Annotated in this window: 15 protein-coding genes and 1 pseudogene; 10 read left to right on the top strand and 6 right to left on the bottom strand. The window is 62.7% G+C overall.

The genetic code is table 11. The features are described from left to right. A partial coding sequence (locus MOV61_RS20960; protein WP_247137948.1) for an aldehyde dehydrogenase family protein occupies positions 1–1043 on the bottom strand: 1043 nt, incomplete at its 3' end. A 139-nt stretch (positions 1044–1182) separates the two neighbouring features. Next, entirely contained in the window at positions 1183–1974 is a 792-nt protein-coding gene (locus MOV61_RS20965; protein ID WP_247137949.1) for an SDR family NAD(P)-dependent oxidoreductase, read from the bottom strand. Positions 1975–2367: 393 nt separating this feature from the next. Between MOV61_RS20965 and MOV61_RS20970 the strand changes: the two genes are divergently transcribed. The 4 genes from MOV61_RS20970 (at position 2368) to MOV61_RS20985 (ending at position 5685) form a co-directional block, all read left to right on the top strand. After that, on the top strand, positions 2368–3153 hold the full coding sequence (locus MOV61_RS20970) for an alpha/beta fold hydrolase (protein WP_247137950.1): 786 nt from the start codon (positions 2368–2370) through the stop codon (positions 3151–3153). Further along, positions 3150–4310 (top strand): LLM class flavin-dependent oxidoreductase, encoded by a 1161-nt coding sequence (locus MOV61_RS20975; RefSeq protein WP_040124067.1) that lies wholly within the window; start codon positions 3150–3152, stop codon positions 4308–4310. The genes MOV61_RS20970 and MOV61_RS20975 overlap by 4 nt, the downstream gene beginning before the upstream one ends. A gap of 408 nt (positions 4311–4718) precedes the next feature. Then, complete coding sequence (locus MOV61_RS20980) at positions 4719–4880, top strand: hypothetical protein (RefSeq protein WP_157885280.1); 162 nt, start codon at positions 4719–4721, stop codon at positions 4878–4880. A 133-nt stretch (positions 4881–5013) separates the two neighbouring features. Next, positions 5014–5685, top strand: coding sequence for a spermidine synthase (locus MOV61_RS20985; protein WP_247137951.1), 672 nt, complete (start codon positions 5014–5016; stop codon positions 5683–5685). Positions 5686–5741: 56 nt separating this feature from the next. On the opposite strand, the gene MOV61_RS20990 is transcribed toward MOV61_RS20985, so the two are convergent. Beyond that, the gene (locus MOV61_RS20990; protein WP_247137952.1) at positions 5742–6449 is read right to left on the bottom strand and encodes a GntR family transcriptional regulator; all 708 of its coding nucleotides are present in this window, start codon (positions 6447–6449) and stop codon (positions 5742–5744) included. A 194-nt stretch (positions 6450–6643) separates the two neighbouring features. On the opposite strand from MOV61_RS20990, the gene MOV61_RS20995 reads away from it, so the two are divergent. The 6 genes from MOV61_RS20995 to MOV61_RS21020 all read left to right on the top strand — a co-directional run bounded on the left by MOV61_RS20995 (position 6644) and on the right by MOV61_RS21020 (position 13880). Further along, positions 6644–7255 (top strand): NADPH-dependent FMN reductase, encoded by a 612-nt coding sequence (locus MOV61_RS20995; RefSeq protein ID WP_247137953.1) that lies wholly within the window; start codon positions 6644–6646, stop codon positions 7253–7255. A gap of 67 nt (positions 7256–7322) precedes the next feature. Beyond that, positions 7323–8447, top strand: a complete 1125-nt coding sequence (locus MOV61_RS21000) for an LLM class flavin-dependent oxidoreductase (RefSeq protein WP_247137954.1) — start codon at positions 7323–7325, stop codon at positions 8445–8447. Positions 8448–8461: 14 nt separating this feature from the next. After that, positions 8462–9241: an alpha/beta fold hydrolase gene (locus tag MOV61_RS21005; RefSeq protein ID WP_247137955.1), complete on the top strand. Its 780-nt coding sequence runs from the start codon at positions 8462–8464 to the stop codon at positions 9239–9241. A gap of 276 nt (positions 9242–9517) precedes the next feature. Continuing rightward, the gene (locus MOV61_RS21010; RefSeq protein WP_247137956.1) at positions 9518–11869 is read left to right on the top strand and encodes a xanthine dehydrogenase family protein molybdopterin-binding subunit; all 2352 of its coding nucleotides are present in this window, start codon (positions 9518–9520) and stop codon (positions 11867–11869) included. 10 nt (positions 11870–11879) lie between these two features. Continuing rightward, on the top strand, positions 11880–12602 hold the full coding sequence (locus MOV61_RS21015; protein ID WP_247137957.1) for an enoyl-CoA hydratase/isomerase family protein: 723 nt from the start codon (positions 11880–11882) through the stop codon (positions 12600–12602). 216 nt (positions 12603–12818) lie between these two features. Continuing rightward, positions 12819–13880, top strand: coding sequence for a class I SAM-dependent methyltransferase (locus MOV61_RS21020; RefSeq protein WP_247137958.1), 1062 nt, complete (start codon positions 12819–12821; stop codon positions 13878–13880). 37 nt (positions 13881–13917) lie between these two features. Here the strand turns inward: MOV61_RS21020 and MOV61_RS21025 are convergent, their stop codons facing one another. The 3 genes and pseudogenes from MOV61_RS21025 to MOV61_RS21035 form a co-directional block, all read right to left on the bottom strand. Beyond that, positions 13918–14880 (bottom strand): thioesterase family protein, encoded by a 963-nt coding sequence (locus tag MOV61_RS21025; protein WP_247137959.1) that lies wholly within the window; start codon positions 14878–14880, stop codon positions 13918–13920. Continuing rightward, positions 14877–15935: an alcohol dehydrogenase gene (locus MOV61_RS21030; protein WP_247137960.1), complete on the bottom strand. Its 1059-nt coding sequence runs from the start codon at positions 15933–15935 to the stop codon at positions 14877–14879. The genes MOV61_RS21025 and MOV61_RS21030 overlap by 4 nt, the downstream gene beginning before the upstream one ends. Before the next feature lie 318 nt (positions 15936–16253). After that, positions 16254–16487: pseudogene (locus tag MOV61_RS21035) on the bottom strand (MarR family transcriptional regulator); the annotation flags it as partial.

The following is a 16487-nucleotide window of genomic DNA, read 5'->3' on the forward strand; positions in this document are numbered from 1 at the left end:
GACTCGATCGCGTCGCGGCGGCGGACGTGCACCAGCGGTCCCATGCCGGTCGCAGGATCGAGGCCGTCGCCGAGTTTGATCTTGGAAGCGCGCTCGGCAAAACCGGCACAGAAGGCGTCATAGGACTTGTCCTGCACGTAGAAACGGGTCGGCGAAACGCAGACCTGGCCGCCATTGCGGTATTTGCGCTGCACCGACATGTCGAGCGCCGCGGTCTGGTCGGCGTCATCGAAGACGAGCACCGGCGCATGGCCGCCGAGCTCCATCGTGGTGCGCTTCAGGGTTTCCGAGGCAAGCCGGATGAGGTGCTGGCCGACCGGGACCGAGCCGGTAAACGAGATCTTGCGGATGATCGGGGAGGCGAGCAGGTGGCGCGAGATGAAGTCGGGGATGCCATAGACGACGGCGATGACGCCGGCCGGAACGCCTGCATCGAGAAGGCATTGGGCGACAGCCGCGGCAGACGCCGGTGCTTCTTCGCCGGGCTTGTAGATCATCGTGCAACCGGCGGCGAGCGCCGAGCCCATCTTGCGGGCGGCATTGCCGACCGGGAAGTTCCACGCCGAAAAACCGGCCGTCGGGCCGACCGGTTCCTTGACGACCTGGAAGCGGGTTTCGCCGATGCGGCCGGGAATGACGCGGCCATAGGTGCGGCGGCCTTCCTCGGCGAACCACTCCATTTCTTCGGTGGCAAAATGGGTTTCCAGCCGCGCTTCGGCGATCGGCTTGCCCATTTCGAGAGTGGCAAGGGTGGCGATCTCTTCCTGCCGGTCGTGCATCAATTGTGCTGCGCGCTTCAGGATGCGGCCGCGTTCGCGCGGGCTCGTCGCACGCCACAGCGGAAAGGCTCGCTTTGCAGCTTCGAGCGCCCGGTCGAGATCCTGCGCCGTCGCATGCGGCACAACGCCGATCACTTTTTCGGTGGCCGGATTGACGAGAGGCTGCGTCTTGCGGTCGCCATTCTCCAGCCAGACGCCATCGATCAGGAGACGCGCGGACTGGTAAGCGTCGAACGAACGGGCTGGATTGGTCGCGATGTTCATGGTCGTCTCCTCCGTTTTCATGAGACGAGTGCGTCTGGCATTCGTCAATTTCGGGTTTTTCTCAAACCCGGCTTCCTCGTCCACTTCAAGGGGATAAAGCAGGGAGCCTGATATTGTCAATTCCGACGTTCACGTCGGCTCAAATAGCGATCGTACCACCGTCGATCGGGATTACCGCGCCGGTCATGAAGCTCGAGGCCTTCGATGCCAAAAGCAGGGCGAGGCCCATGATCTCGTCCGTCTCGGCAATGCGGCCGAGCGGCACCGTGTCGGCAAAGGCCTTTTCCACCTCCGGTTCGCGAATGCGGCCGCCGGCGATATTGGTGCGGAAGGGGCCGGGGGCGATGCCGTTAACGAGCACGTTATAGGGCGCCAGCTCCCACGAGGCCTGCTTGACGAGATTGACGACGGCGCCCTTGCTGGATGCATAGGCGTAACCGGTCATCGGGTCGGCGCGCAAGCCGGCGATCGAGGCGATTGCGACGATGCGGCCTTGTCTCTGTTTCTTCATATGCCTGGCGGCGGACTGGATGGCGACGAAAGTGGCGGTGAGGTTCACATCCACCACCCGGTTCCACAGCTCGTCGCTGACATTTTCGATCGCTCCCGCTTCCGTGCGGGAATTCGGCCCACCGCTGATGCCGGCATTGGCGACGAGGATATCGAGATGCCCGTGTTTTTCGGCAATGCCATCGATGGTGTTGCGCAGGCTCGCGCTGTCGGAGACATCGACCTGGTGGCTTTCGGCGGAAAAGCCCTGGCCGTTCAGCCATTGGTCGGCGGCGGCAAGCGTCTCGGGGTTGAGATCGAGCAGCGCCACATGCGCGCCATTGGCCGCCAGCGTCTTGGTGATGGCAAGGCCAAGGCCGCTCGCCGCACCGGTGACGACGGCGATTTGGCCTTTGAGATCGAATAGTTTTTCGGCCTGCATTTTTCCTCCTCCCTTAGTCTCCTGGGCGCCGTGACAGCCCCTCACCCCGCCTCCGCTGCGCTCGGCGACCCTCTCCCCGCACGCGGGGCGAGGGGGAGCGGCGACGGTGCGGCATATCCCTTCTCCCCGTCAAGAACGGGGAGAAGGTGGCGGTAGCCGGATGAGGGGCGGACGGTGGACGCCCACGCCTGATCAAGCGAAATCACCCACCCAAGTGGCTCCAACCTTGTATGCAATTGCTGAAGATGCAAGTTAGAAATTTGCTATTATCAATCAAAATTTGACAGAGTCATATTGACCCTCCCCGAAAGGTTATACAGATTGCCGCCATTCGCGGGTGCCGAGGAGCGCCTGCCTTAACGGTCGTCAGGTCCCGGGGAGGGTGAAACACCGATGAGCTTTACCGAAAGCTTTGAAACCGTCACCGGAACGAAGATCCGGCTGATGCGGGGAGGCAAGGGCGCTCCGCTGCTCTTCCTGCACGGTGCGAGCGGCGCCTCGCGCTGGCTGCCCTTCATGGAGCAGCTTTCCGAAACCCATGAGGTGATCGTGCCGGAACATCCCGGTTTCGGCGCCTCCGACGATCCGGAATGGCTGGACAATATTTCCGACCTTGCCTTCTTTTATCTGGATGTCCTCGACCATCTCGGCCTGGAGAAGGTCAACCTGGTCGGCCAATCGATCGGCGGTTGGCTGGCGGCGGAGATCGCCGTCCGCAATGCGACGAAACTCGGCTCCCTGACTGTCGTGGCGCCGGCCGGTATCCGGGTGAAGGGCGTGCGCAAGGGCGACGTCTTCATGTGGAACCCGGAGGAGACCGCCCGCAACCTCTTCCACGACCAGGCGTTTGCGGAAGCGATGCTGGCCGCCCCGCCGCCGTCGAAGGAAGGGATGGAAATCCTTCTCAGGAACAAGCTCACGTCGGCCAAGCTCGCCTGGGAGCCACGCTTCCTCAATCCGCACCTGCACAAGTGGCTGCATCGCGTGTCCGTGCCGGCGCTGATCATCTGGGGCGACGACGACAAGGCGATGCCGGTCGGTTACGCTCCGGCCTGGCGCGACCTCATTCCCAATTCGCGGCTCGAGATCGTCGAGAATTGCGGACATGTGCCGCAGATCGAAAAGGCCGACCGTTTCGTTGAACTGGTCAATGGCTTCATCGGGGAGGTTACGCGATGAAATTCTACTTCATGCACCTGATGCCCTATGCGGATCTCGATCTGTCCTATGACGAGAAGCACAATTCCGCCTGGGTCACCCTGCCGAACACCTATTACGATCCGAAGAAGGGCCACCAGCTCTACAATCGTTACCTGGACGAGCTCGAATATGCCGACCAGCTCGGTTTCGACGGCATCTGCGTCAACGAGCACCATTCGAACGCCTATGGCCTGATGCCGATCCCGGGCGTCATGGCCGGGGCGCTCGCCCGCCGCACCAAGAACGTCAAGATCGCCATTCTCGGCCGGGCGCTGCCGCTCCTCAACAACCCGCTGACCGTGGCGGAAGAATTCGCGATGGTCGACAACATTACCGGCGGCCGCCTGATCGCCGGCATGGTGCGCGGCATCGGCGCCGAATACCATTCCTGGGGCGTCAACCCGGCCTTTTCACATGAGCGGTTCCAGGAAGCCCATGACCTGATCCTGCAGGCCTGGACGCAACCCGGCCCGAGCGTCTTCGAAGGCAAGCACTACAATTTCGAATACGTGAACGTCTGGCCGCGGGTCTACCAGGACAATCCGCATCCGCCGATCTGGATCCCGAGCCAGGGTTCCAGCGAAACGATCGAATGGGCGGCCCATCCGGACCGCAAATACACCTATCTCCAGACCTTCGCCTCGGTCTCCACCGTCGCCCGCTACATGAAGATGTATAAGGACGTTGCGGCCGGCTACGGCTACGAGGCGACCGAAGATCAGCTCGGCTGGTCGCTGCCGCTTTATGTCGCCGAGACCGACGAGATCGCCCGCCGCGAAGCCAAGGAGCATATCGAGGCCTTCCTGCAGAAGTTCCTGCGCATGCCGATGGAGATGCTGCTGCCGCCGGGCTACACCTCGGTAAAGTCGATGGTCGGGGCGATGTCGGCCAAGGCCGGCCATGCGATGAAGCAGACGATCGACAGCGTCATCGAAGAGGGCAAGTTCATCTGCGGCAGCCCGGCGACGGTGCGGGAGAAGCTGGAAGAGTACCAGGCCCAGATCGGCTTCGGTCATCTTTTGACGCTCCTGCAGTTCGGCACCCTACCGGCCGAGCTAACCCGTAAGAACATGGAGATCTATTCCAGGGAGGTCATGCCGTATCTGCGCAACGCGACATCCAGGACGGCGGCTTGAGGGGGGCGCCGATTTGATGAGTTTGGTAACGCTATGAAGCCTTTGGGCGTAGCCATATCACCCAAGGTTCAGCTTGATGTGCGGTTGTGAATGCCGTCATTTGAGGCGTAGGACCGCGCAATTGTCACCCCCCAGTCGATGCGGTCTCAGCGGCCGGCGCCCCAAAAAAGCCGGCCGCTACCCCCTCGGGGCTATACCCCTTGCGCTAGGTCCTTTGGACGAGTTGAGGACTTCGCAGTCGGGAGTACAATGACTGCATCCTAAGCCGAACGTAGAAGAGGTACCGGCTTAGGAGAGGCCCGCGCAGGGGGAAAAAGGCGCGGGCCTTTTTATTTTTGCAGTACGACATCGAAAAGATGATGCTATTTGCCAAATTCCATGCATGTTCGCCGCGGGCTGGGGCGAGACATGATTCCAAAAAACGACGACGCGTGCTCGGATGATTTTCCGAACGGAGACGGTTATCCGGAGCTTACCGATGACGAACTTGAAAAGTTCGTCCCCGTGCTGATCGAGGCACTTACATTTCCACCTCCGCCGATCGGCTGGAAGCCGGGCGACGGAGGCTGAACGACCTCCCTTCAACGTGTCCATAGGCTCGATTTCCCTTTGGCTGTCCATTCGACGATGACGGAATGCATAGCTGTGTTTTTCGCATGAGGTCTGTGTTAGGAGGCCTCACGCAAGACAATGAGACATGCCGATGCTTCCCTGGATCCAGCTCGACCGTGCAACCATACCCGGCGAAGGCGGCGAATTGCGCCTGAAGCAGCGCGGCGCCGAGTTTTCGATCATGCTCGGTTCGACGGAGTTGATGAACAGCCGGCTGAGTGGTTCGGAAGAGGCGCTGGCGACACTCTCCTGCGAGCGGATTTCCGGGCGGAAGAATGCCCGGATGCTGATCGGCGGCCTCGGCATGGGGTTCACGCTGCGGGCAGCCCTGGGCGCTTTGCCGGAGGATGCCAGGGTCACCGTTGCGGAACTCGTGCCGGCGGTGGTCGACTGGGCGCGCGGGCCGATGGCGGAATTTCACAAGGGCACGCTCGATGATCCGCGTGTCGATATTCATGTCGGTGATGTCGGGGCGCTGATCCGGTCGCGCAACGGCGCCTACGATGCGATCCTGCTCGATGTCGACAACGGCCCCGACGGGCTGACGCGGGCCTCCAACGACAGCCTTTATAATCACGCCGGGCTCCGGGCCGCCAAGGCTGCACTGCGCGAAAATGGCGTCCTGGCTGTCTGGTCGTCGGCGCCGGATGCCGCCTTTACCCGCCGGCTGCGGGATGCGGGTTTTGCCGCCGAGGAAATCTTTGTGCGCGCCAATGGCAAGCGCGGCGGCCGCCACGTCCTGTGGATGGCGACCAACCGGTAGCAGGTCGGCAACGGCCAGTCGGCGGGAGCTTCGAAGAGAGCGGTACTACCGCGCACTCATTTTGCCCCGTCTTCATGCTCAAGCGAGCCGGAGGCAGACGGCAAAAGCGAAAAGAGGTGGGCGTTCATCGCCGCCTGCGCCCATTCGGGGTTGCGGGCCTTGAGCGCCGCGAGGATTTCCCGGTGCTGGGCGTGGGTGCGGCGCGTGCGCACCTCGACTGGCTCCGAATAGCGGTTGAAGATCGACGCCGGCAGTTCCAGCGAAGAGGCGAGGATCTTTTCGAGCCGCGGGCTTTCGGCGGCGGCGGCGATCACCGCGTGGAATTCGGCGTTGAGCCTGTCGAAGCCTTCGAGGTGTTCGTTCCAGCCGAGTTCCTCGAACTGGGCCTCCATCACCCGTTCCAGCTCCTGCAGCCGCTGCAGGTCGGCTTCCGAAATGCGTGTGGCGGCGCGGCTGGTCGCATGGCCTTCGAGAATGGCGCGCAGCCGAAAGATCTCGATCGCGTCGTCGAGCGAGAAATCCGCGACGATCCCCCGCCGGTAACGTTCCAGCACCACCAGGCCCTCAGCGCTCAGCCGGTTCAACGCCTCGCGGATCGGCGTGCGGGACACCCCGATCGCGGCGGCAAGCTGGTTTTCGAGCAGCTTGTCGCCGGAGCGCATTTCGCCGGTGAGGATCAGATGCCGGATACGGTGATAGGCAGTTTCGACAGCGCTCTGCGTTGCCCCGTCCTTGGCATCGTCTCTGGTTGTCTCCTTGGTCAAGCGGCCACCTTTTCCTTGTCGTGATGATGATGCGGGAAAATATGACAATCGTCTATCGTCAAAAAGTGTATACCAGACTAGCGTGGCAAGCTCTTATACGATGGTTATGCCTTGACTTCCGCATAAAAGGTATACAAATATTTCTTCAGGAGGCCTGACAAGGCAATCGGCTACGGCCGAGGGAGGAGACCACCATGACTCAAGCCCGCAAACCTTTTATCGTCGGTATCGGCGGAACCCAGCGCCCCGGCTCGAGCTCCGAGCTCGCCCTGCGCCATTGCCTTGCCGCGGCCGAAAAGGCCGGCGCGGAAACCGACCTCATCTGCGGCACGGCGCTCGAACTGCCGCTCTTCGATCCGGGCGTGACGGACCGCACGCCGGCCGCCCTTAATCTTCTTCAGTCCCTTCGTCGCGCCGACGGCATCGTCATCGCAACGCCGAGCTATCACGGCGGCATGTCCGGCATGATCAAGAACGTCATCGACTATACGGAAGATATGCGCGAGGACGCCCGCTCCTATTTCGAGGGCCGCGCCGTCGGCTGCATTATCTGCGCCGCCGGCGACCAGGCGCTCGGCTCGACGCTGATCGGGCTGCGCTCGATCGTGCATGCGCTGCGCGGTTGGCCGACCCCTTACGCGGCGACCATCAAGTCCAACGAGAAACCTTTCGTCGACGGCCGTCCGGCCCGCCGCGAGGTCGCCCAGCCGCTCGAAATCGTCGCCTCGCAGGTCGTCGGCTTTGCCGAAATGATGATGGCAAGCCGCGTCGGAGACGCCGTGCCGCGCCTCGTCGCCAGCAACTGATCCAATTTTCAATCCCCATCGTCGGATCCGTTGTCCTCAGCCGGCCGCGGTCCCAGCGGAGCTTTCCATGAAGTTCAATTTCTTCCACCTGATGCCTTATCCCGATTACGACAAGCTGCCGCATGAATGGCCGGTCAGTACCCACGGGATCGACAGCACCCGAATCCAGGCGCTCTACAACGAATATATCGACGAGATGGTCGATGCCGAGAATTACGGTTTCGACTGGGTGGGCTGCAACGAGCACCATTTCAGCCCCTACGGCCTGATGTCCAACCCGAACCTGATCGCCGGCGCGCTCGCCCGCCAGACGTCCAAGGCGAAGATCGCCATCGTCGGCAACCTGCTGCCGCTCCTGAACCCGGTCCGCGTCGCTGAAGAATATGCGATGATCGACGTGATGTCGGGCGGCCGCCTCGTCGCCGGCTTCCTGCGCGGCATCCCGCACGAATACATCGCCTACAACATCCCCCCGAGCGAATCCCGCAGCCGGTTGCGCGAAGCGACCGAGCTGATCATCAAGTGCTGGACCGAGGACGAGCCCTTCGGCTGGGAAGGCGAGCACTATCAGTTCCCGGCTATCTCGATCTGGCCGAAGCCGATCCAGAAGCCGCATCCGCGCATCCTGATGTCCGCCAGCAACGCGGAATCGGCCGAATTCGTCGCCAAGATGCGCGCCATCATGGGCATCACGCTGATCCAGGACCTGTCGATCGCCAAGGCTGCCGTCGAGAATTTCAAGAAGACCGCCCGTTCCTATGGCTGGGAACCGACGCCGGACGATATCCTGGTCGGCCAGCAGATCTGCATTGCCGATACGGACGAGGAGGCCAGGCACCACATGGCCGCCGCCCAGACCTATTTCCACCAGACGCTGATGCGCCCGCAGCGCTCCGCCCAGCAGCTCGTGCTCGGGCAGAGCCGCTACTATACCGAGGCCGACGCCGGCGAAAACTTCCAGAAGCGCCTCGCAACGCTGCGCGGCCGCACGGTGGAAGAACAGATCGAAGCCGGTTCGATCATCTGCGGCAGCCCCCAATCGGTCATCAGGCAGATCAAGCGCCTGCGCCGGGAACTCGATTGCGGCCTGCTGAACCTGACGATCAAGGTCGGCAACATGCCGGGCAGCGTCGTTCGCCGCGGCATGGAACTGTTCCGCGACCGCGTTGCCCCCGAAGTTGCTGGTCTGTAAGAGGAGTTTGATCCATGAGCTTTGAATTGAAGACGATCGAGCTTTCCTGCGGCAGGCTCTCCTATCATGTCGGCGGCACGGGGCAGCCGGTTGTCTACCTGCATGCCGCCGGCGGCGTGATGCTGACCGAGCCGCTGAAGGCGCTGACCGGCAACCACACGGTCTATGCGCCGGTCTGCCCGGGCTTCGACGGCACCGAGGGCAACGAAAACCTGAAGACGGTGCGGGACTGGGTGGCCATGGTCGCCGAATTCGCCGAAAAGCTGGTCGGCCCGCGGTTCGACGTGATCGGTTCCTCCTTCGGCAGCTGGTCGGCTTTGTGGCTTGCCGCCGAGCACCCGAAAATGGTCGACCACCTGATCCTCGGCGTCCCGGCCGGGTTCCGCTTCGAAGGCAAGGGCGGGCTCCCCGCCGATCCGGACGCGCGCTTCAAGGCGCTCTATGCGCATCCGCAGAAGATCAAGTCGACGCCGAAGTCGCCGGATGTCATGGCCAACAACGGCAAAACCTACGAGCGCCTCGCGAATGACATTCACGTTGACGAGGCACTTGGTGAGCGCCTGCCCTCGATCGAGGCGGTGACGCTGATCCTGCTCGGCACTGAAGACAAGGTCGTGCCGGCGGAGGCCGGCGCACACCTGAAGCGCAACATCCCGACGTCGCAACGCGCTTTCATCTTCGACGCCGCCCATTCGATCGAGGTCGACCAGCCGGAACGTACACTGCGGCTCTGGACCGACTTCCTGAAGCGTGGCCCCGGCTACGTGCTCAACCAGGGACCGGAGGCCGCCTGAGGCGATACCCTTCCCAGGGGAAGCTTGGCCCAGACCTCGGTCTGGGCCTTTTTTCTTGTAGGGACATTGCGTTTTCCCTCATTCCGGTGGGCGCTCGGCTGTCGTCGAAAGAGAAAGGCTTTATAGGCCAATTTTCGCAAGCTGTAATTTTCAACATTGACGGATATAATGTGTCTATTATGAATTGATTTGCGTTTCGCTTCAGGAAGGCCCAAGAGCCGCATGCGGAATGCCATCGTCCGGGATATGTGGGACGATGTGAATGGGAGGAATGGCATGATCGGTGAAGACGTCAGGCGCAAGGAAGATAACCGGTTGATCACCGGCAAGGGCCAGTATGCCGACGACCTCAAATTCGAAAACACGGCCTATGCCGCCTTCGTGCGTTCGCCGCATGCCCATGCACTCATCCGCGGCATCGACACGTCGGCTGCCCGCGACATGCCGGGCGTGCTCGCCGTCCTGACCGGCGAGGATATCGTAGCGGCCGGCATTGCGCCGATCCCGCATGCAATCGGCAGTTCGCAGTTCGGCTCCGACATCCGCATCAAGAACTACGACGGCACCGAGCGCGCCCGCACCCATCACCAGGCGCTGCCGACCGACCGTGCCCGTTTCGTCGGCGAGGCGGTGGCCATGGTGATCGCCGAGAGCACCAATCTCGCCAAGGATGCCGCCGAGGCAATCGAGATCGACTGGGAGGAACTGCCCGCGGTCGTGCGCGGCGTCGACGCGCTGGAAGAAGGCGCACCGCAGCTCTGGGACAACGTTCCGGGCAACAAGGCGATGGACGGCGAAGTCGGCGACAGGGCCGGCACCGCAGAGGCATTCGCCAAGGCCGCTCATGTCCTCGAATTTACCAGCTGGGCGCAGCGCGTCACCGGCGTCCACATGGAGCCGCGTTCCTCCTCCGCCGAATACGACCCGGAGACCGGCAAATTCACCATCCACGCCTCCGGCGGTCATGGCGTCGTGATGATGCGCGAGCAGATTGCTGCGTCTCTCGGCGTCGACATGGCCTTCGTCCGCGTCGTTGCGCCCCGCGATGTCGGCGGCAATTTCGGCACCCGCAACGCCACCTATCCGGAATTCGTGCTGTTGCCTTACGCCGCCAAGCTCACCGGTCGGCCGGTCAAGCACCAGGCGGAGCGCATCGAGGCATTCCTGTCGGACTTCCAGGGCCGCGACCTGCATGTGAAGGCCAGGCTTGCGCTCGACGAAAACGGTAGGTTCCTCGCGTTCCATTCGGTCAATACCAGCAATATCGGCGCCCATACGGTGTCCTACACGCCCCTCAACAAGGGCATCCAGCTGATGACTAGCCTTTACCGGGTGCCGGTCGCGCATGTGGAATTCCGCGCGGCGATGTCGAATACCGTGCCAACCATCCCCTATCGCAGCGCCGGCCGCCCCGAAGCCATGTACATCATCGAGCGGATGATCGACCTTGCCGCCCGCAAGTTCGGTTTCGACCGGGTGGAGCTACGGCGCATCAACATGATCCCGGAAGAGGCCTCTCCCTATTCCAACCCGATGGGCGTCATTTACGACAATGGCGACTATATCGGTTGTATGGACAAGGTGCTCGAGATGGCCGACTGGAAGGGTTTCGAGGCGCGCCGCACTGAAGCCCGCAAACGCGGCATGTATCGCGGCATCGGCCTTTCCAACTATATCGAGGGCACCAGCGGCGTGCCGCGCGAGCGCGCCGAAATCACCATCGATCCGACCGCCGGCATCGTTGACGTCGTGATCGGCACCCAGAACACCGGGCAGGGGCATGAAACGGCATTCGCCCAGCTCGTCGGCTCCTTCCTCGGCATTTCCCACGAGGTCGTGCAGATCCGCGCCAGCGATACGGATTTCGTCTCGGCCGGCGGCGGTTCGCATTCCGGACGCTCGCTGCGCTTTGCGAGCATCGTCATGCACAAGGCGACTGCCGAGATCATCGAGCGCGGCCGCAGGATCGCCGCCTTCATGCTGAACGTCGCGCCGGAAGAGATCGACTTCACCGACGGCCATTTTCGCGCCCGCGGATCGAACGGCGTCGTCAGCCTGTTCGAGGCGGCCCAGGCTGCGGAAAACGATCTCGGCCTGCCGGACGAGCTGCGGGGCACGCTTGCGGCGATTTCCGACGAGACCACCCATGGGCTTGCCTATCCCTACGGCGCTGCGGTCTGCGAAATCGAGATCGACCCGGAAACCGGGTTCTTCCATATTCCGCGTTATTCGACCGTCGACGATGTCGGCAAGGCGCTGAACCCGATGATCGTCGATGGCCAGACCCATGGCGGCATCGTCCAGGGTGTCGGCCAGGCACTTTTCGAATGGTCGCATTACGACCAGGAGACCGGCCAGAATCTGTCGGCCACCTTCATGGACTATCAGGTGGCACGTGCTTCCGATTTCCCGAGCTTCGACACCCATATCAGCGAAGTGCCGGCCAAAAGCCATCCGCTCGGTTTCCGTCCGGGCGGCGAGGGTGGTACGACACCGTCGCTCGGCGTGACGATCAACTCCATCACCGATGCGCTCGCCGATCTCGGCGTCACCCATATCGAAATGCCGGCAACGCCCTCCCGTATCTGGGGAGCGATCCGGGCGGCAAAAGCCAAACAAGAAGCGTGAGGAGAAAACATTGTCCGACGTCCTGATCAATATCCGGGGGAACGTCCTCGAGATCACTCTCAACCGTCCCGACAAGGGCAATGCGCTGACGCCCGAGATGGCGCAGGCCATCACCGCTACGCTGAAATCCCTGTCGCCGGAAACCCGCGTCGTGCTGATGAACGCCAAGGGCGGCGATTTCTGCACCGGCCGCAGCGCCGCCATGCCGGCTGCGGGTTCTCGTGCCACCGCGCTCGACCTGCGCACCGCGATCTCCGATCCGGTCCTCGATTTTTATGAAGTGCTGCGCGAAATCCCGGTTCCGTTCATCACCGCCATCCGCGGCAGGGCCGCCGGCGTCGGCTGCGCCATCGCGGCTCTCGCGGACGTGGCGATCGCTGCCGAAAGCGCCAGTTTCCAGGTGCCGGAAATGAACCACGACATCGCGCCCACCCTCGTCTTGAACGCGCTCGCCGACCGGGTTTCCCGCGCCACGCTCGCCCGTATGGTCTTCACCCGCGACGTGATCCCCGCGACCGAAGCCAAGATGCTCGGCATCGTCGGCATCACGGTCGCCGATGCCGGCATCGACGCAGAAGTCGAACGCATCGTCGGCCAGCTCGAGAAGAACTCGGTGCCGACCGTTCGCGGTATCAAGGCCTTTCTCTCGATGAGCCCGGAAACCTCCTTCGCCTCCCGCAAGGAACTGGCCGCACTGATCAACTGCGTTGCGACGGCGGAAAAGTTCCGCTGACATAGATCCGTAGCCAGGATCCCTTTCATCCACATGCCGGCACCTTCTCCCGTTGGGGAGAAGGGATGCGGAATAATGCTGTCATGCCTCGGGGAGTTAAGCCTTCTGATCGGCCACCTAGTCCGAATGCTTCATTGACCGGGTGCGGACCCGGCGTAGGATCGCTTTGGGTAAAACCCATTGGGCTGGGGGCTGACGGTATCTATGGAGGGTGCCATGCAGGAACCTGATATGCAGAAACTCGATGCACTTGTCGGTCGGCTGGTGGGCGATCTCGGCGCTGGCGTGTCCGGTGTTCTCGTCGTGCTCGGCGACCATCTTGGCCTGTTCCGGGCAATGATGGACGGGCGGCTGCGATCCTCGATGGAAATAGCGGAAACGACGGGGCTGACCGAGCGCAATGTGCGTGAATGGCTCGCTGCCATGGCTGCGGCCGACTACGTCATGTTCGATGAAAAGTCGAACAAGTTCGGAATGACGCCCGAGCAGGCGATGGTTTTTTCCAATGAGGAGAGCCCAGCCTTTTTCGGAGGCGCCTTCGAGATCGTCCAGTCGATGTGGATGGACGAACCGAAGGTGGAGGAAGCCTTTCGCACCGGCCGCGGGCTCGGCTGGCACGAACACAGCACCTGCCTCTTCCGGGGCACCGAGCGCTTCTTCCGGCCCGGCTACAACAGCCACCTGGTCGACGAATGGATTCCGGCGCTTCAAGGCGTCAGGGAAAAGCTGGAGCGAGGGGCGGAGGTCGCCGACGTCGGCTGTGGCCATGGCGCCTCGACGATCCTCATGGCCAAGGCCTTTCCGAAGTCGCATTTTCACGGGTTCGACTACCATGCCCCCTCCATTGAACGCGCAAAGCGTGCGGCGCAGGAGGCTGGCGTCGGCGACCGGGTGACGTTCCACCAGGCTTCGGCGAAGGAATTCCCCGGCGGCAATTACGATCTCGTCGCCATGTTCGACTGCCTGCACGATATGGGCGATCCGGTCGGAGCGGGCCGTCATATCCGCGAGACGATGGCGAAGGGTGGCACCTGGATGATCGTCGAACCTTTCGCGCATGACGGCCTGAAGGACAACCTCAACCCGGTCGGGCGCGTTTATTACGGCGCCTCGACGATGATCTGCACCCCCGCCTCCATGGCACAGGAGGTAGGCCTTGGCCTTGGAGCGCAGGCTGGGGAGATGAAGCTTCGCAAGGTGGTGCTCGACGCCGGCTATTCGCACTTCCGACGGGCGAGCGAAACTCCATTCAACATGATCTTCGAGGTGAGAGCCTGAACTGCCTCGGGTCTACGCGGTTCCCAAGAGCGGCCGCCTAAAGCGCCAGACCTTCGGTCACCAGCGGAGCCAGCGCCTCCGTGGCCGCCGGCGAGATTTGCACGATCGCCCGTGCATCGAGATCGAACACGACAGCGACCGATTGCATCGTGCCGAATACCCGGCCGGTGAAGGGATCGACCATCCAGAAGATCAGCGACATGACGCGCTGGTCGGTCTTCTGCAACCCGCCCCAGATCTCGAAACAGTCGCCGAGACGCGGCGTTTCGCCATAAAGGATGCGGAATTCCAGCACCGCGCCGCCGACCTTGCCGGGCGGCGTTTCGGCGTGCTTGCTGACGATTTCGCGGATCGGGCCGGTGAGCTGTTTCACCCCGCCGCCGACCGCGCCGATGAATTTCTGGGGGCCGAGGCGGTGGAATGCGTCGCAGGCCTCCGGCTCGATCAGGCTCATCGCGGTGCGTTTCAGGCCGAGCGTGATTGCCCGGTCGCGTGAGGCGCTGATCGTCACCGGCTCATTGCCGGTGCCGCGGGCGAGTGCCTCTCTGGGAGCGTCGACCAGCGAGGCTGAAGCCTTTTCGCGGAAGGCCACTGGCCAGGGGAGGCGCGTCTTGAGGTCGGCCGTATCCACATGGGTCAGCCGGACCCTGAAGCTCGCGGCCAGCTGGCCGGAATGGCTGTTGTAAAGCATCAGCACCGCAAACGCCGTCGTCTCGCCGATCTCGAGGAAACCGCCTGTCATATGCAGCGACGTGCCGGCATGCGCTTCGCGATGGAAACGGATATGATGTTCGTTATAGGTGATCGTCGTTGGAGACTTGGGCGAAAACAGACCTGTCAGGCCGTTGAGGCCGAACAGAACCGCCACGCCCTCATTGGCACGGGCGACGTAATACTGGGTGTTCCAGTGCGCGTTTTCGTCCACCTCCCATTGGCGAACGCTGCCGCGCCAGACCTCGATCATCGGGGCTTCGGTCATTTCGCCTTGCTGCGCACTCACGCCGGTTCCTCCTCCAGAACGATGCGGCCCTTGACCGCGCCCTTGGAGAGCCGGCTCATCGCGTCGTTGATCGATGATTTCGGGACGGCCTCGTAGGGGATGGCGTCGAGCCTTCCGCTTTTGGCGAGCTCCACCAGATCCTGCAATTCCTGCAGCGAACCGGTGATGCTGCCGATCAGGCTCAGGCCCCCTTGCGCCATGCGCATGGTCGGGATGGTCAACTGGCCGCCGAACATGCCGACCATGATGATGCGGCCGCCGCGCGCCAGCGCCGGGAAACAAAAGGCGGCCGTCTGGCTGTTGTTGACGAAATCGATGATGGTGCGCACCGGCCGGCCCACTGCGTCGACGATCTTCTCCGTCACGTCGTCGCCGGTCGAAAGCACGGTTTTGTGGGCGCCGGCATCCGAGGCGATCTTCAGCTTCTCTTCGGAAACGTCGACCACGACGATGTTCTGGTGCCCGAGCGCCTTGAGGATGACGATGCCGCTGAGGCCGAGCCCGCCCGCGCCGACCACGACGATCGCCTCGTCTGGGCGAACCGGCATTGCCTTGCGGATGGCGGAATAGGCGGTAAGGCCGGAGCAGGCATAGGTGGCCGCAAGCGCCGGGTCGAGATCTCCGGTATCGATCAGATAGCGGCTATGTGGCACCACCACATGGCTGCCGAAACCGCCGGGCCTGCGCATGCCGAGCGGCCGGCCCTGCATGCAGAGGTTCTCTTGTCCTGCACGGCAGGTTTCGCATTCGCCGCAGCCGAGCCACGGATAAACGAGCCTGACATCGCCGACCTTCACGTCCGTCGCATCGGGGCCGATGGCGGTGACGGTGCCGAGGATTTCGTGGCCGAGGGTGAGCGGGCGCTTCATCCCGATACTGTCGATCGACACCTGTTTGTCGCCCATGTCGAAAATGCCCTTCCACAGGGTCAGGTCCGAATGGCAAAGCCCGCAATGGGATACCGAAACGACGACTTCCGAGCCCACCGGCTGCGGGTTCGCCTCCTCGACCTCCCGGAGCACTTCCGATGCTTCAAATACCTGCCATGACCGCATGATCTAGCTCCTCCCAGATGTTCGGAACGTATCAGGCTGCCTGTTATGTGGCAATTGGGAAATGGCGTTGGGTTATGCGCTGGTTCAAAATCGGTGGCGGCTGCCCAACCACGCCGTCATCCTCGGGCTCGACCCGAGGATTCAGCGCCGCGTCTGCGGCGAAGGGCTCATTTCACGTGAAGGACTTCGCGTGGATGGATCCTCGGGTCGAGCTCGAGGATGACGACGGAGAGGTTGGATAGCTGCGGAGAGGTTGGGATGGCTCTCCATAAAGGAAAGGAGAACGAGGGCAGCTTAGGGCCGCCGTATCGAGTCCCGCTACTCCACGTTCTCCTGCCCCTCGATCGCCGCCTCAGCGCCGGCAATCGCCTTGTCGAGCAGTTCCAGAAACGCTTGCCGCTCCTCGACGGACAAAAACCGCAGCAGGTCGGCCTCGTGCTGCGGCAGCGAGGTTTCCACCAGTGCGGCGGCGTCCAGCCCGGCCTTGGTGAGCCGCAGTTCGGAGACGCGGCCGTCATCGGCGGCGCGGTCGCGTTCGACGAGTTTTAGTTT

The sequence above is a fragment of the Neorhizobium sp. BETTINA12A genome (genome assembly GCF_023006485.1).
Lineage (GTDB): Bacteria > Pseudomonadota > Alphaproteobacteria > Rhizobiales > Rhizobiaceae > Neorhizobium.

Excerpts from the sequence above, each read along its gene's own strand:
- MOV61_RS20965 (WP_247137949.1), bottom strand. The coding sequence starts at position 1,974 with ATGCAGGCCGAAAAACTATTCGATCTCAAAGGCCAAATCGCCGTCGTC.
- MOV61_RS20970 (WP_247137950.1), top strand. The coding sequence starts at position 2,368 with ATGAGCTTTACCGAAAGCTTTGAAACCGTCACCGGAACGAAGATCCGG.
- MOV61_RS20975 (WP_040124067.1), top strand. The coding sequence starts at position 3,150 with ATGAAATTCTACTTCATGCACCTGATGCCCTATGCGGATCTCGATCTG.
- MOV61_RS20980 (WP_157885280.1), top strand. The coding sequence starts at position 4,719 with ATGATTCCAAAAAACGACGACGCGTGCTCGGATGATTTTCCGAACGGA.
- MOV61_RS20985 (WP_247137951.1), top strand. The coding sequence starts at position 5,014 with ATGCTTCCCTGGATCCAGCTCGACCGTGCAACCATACCCGGCGAAGGC.
- MOV61_RS20995 (WP_247137953.1), top strand. The coding sequence starts at position 6,644 with ATGACTCAAGCCCGCAAACCTTTTATCGTCGGTATCGGCGGAACCCAG.
- MOV61_RS21000 (WP_247137954.1), top strand. The coding sequence starts at position 7,323 with ATGAAGTTCAATTTCTTCCACCTGATGCCTTATCCCGATTACGACAAG.
- MOV61_RS21005 (WP_247137955.1), top strand. The coding sequence starts at position 8,462 with ATGAGCTTTGAATTGAAGACGATCGAGCTTTCCTGCGGCAGGCTCTCC.
- MOV61_RS21010 (WP_247137956.1), top strand. The coding sequence starts at position 9,518 with ATGATCGGTGAAGACGTCAGGCGCAAGGAAGATAACCGGTTGATCACC.
- MOV61_RS21020 (WP_247137958.1), top strand. The coding sequence starts at position 12,819 with ATGCAGGAACCTGATATGCAGAAACTCGATGCACTTGTCGGTCGGCTG.
- MOV61_RS21030 (WP_247137960.1), bottom strand. The coding sequence starts at position 15,935 with ATGCGGTCATGGCAGGTATTTGAAGCATCGGAAGTGCTCCGGGAGGTC.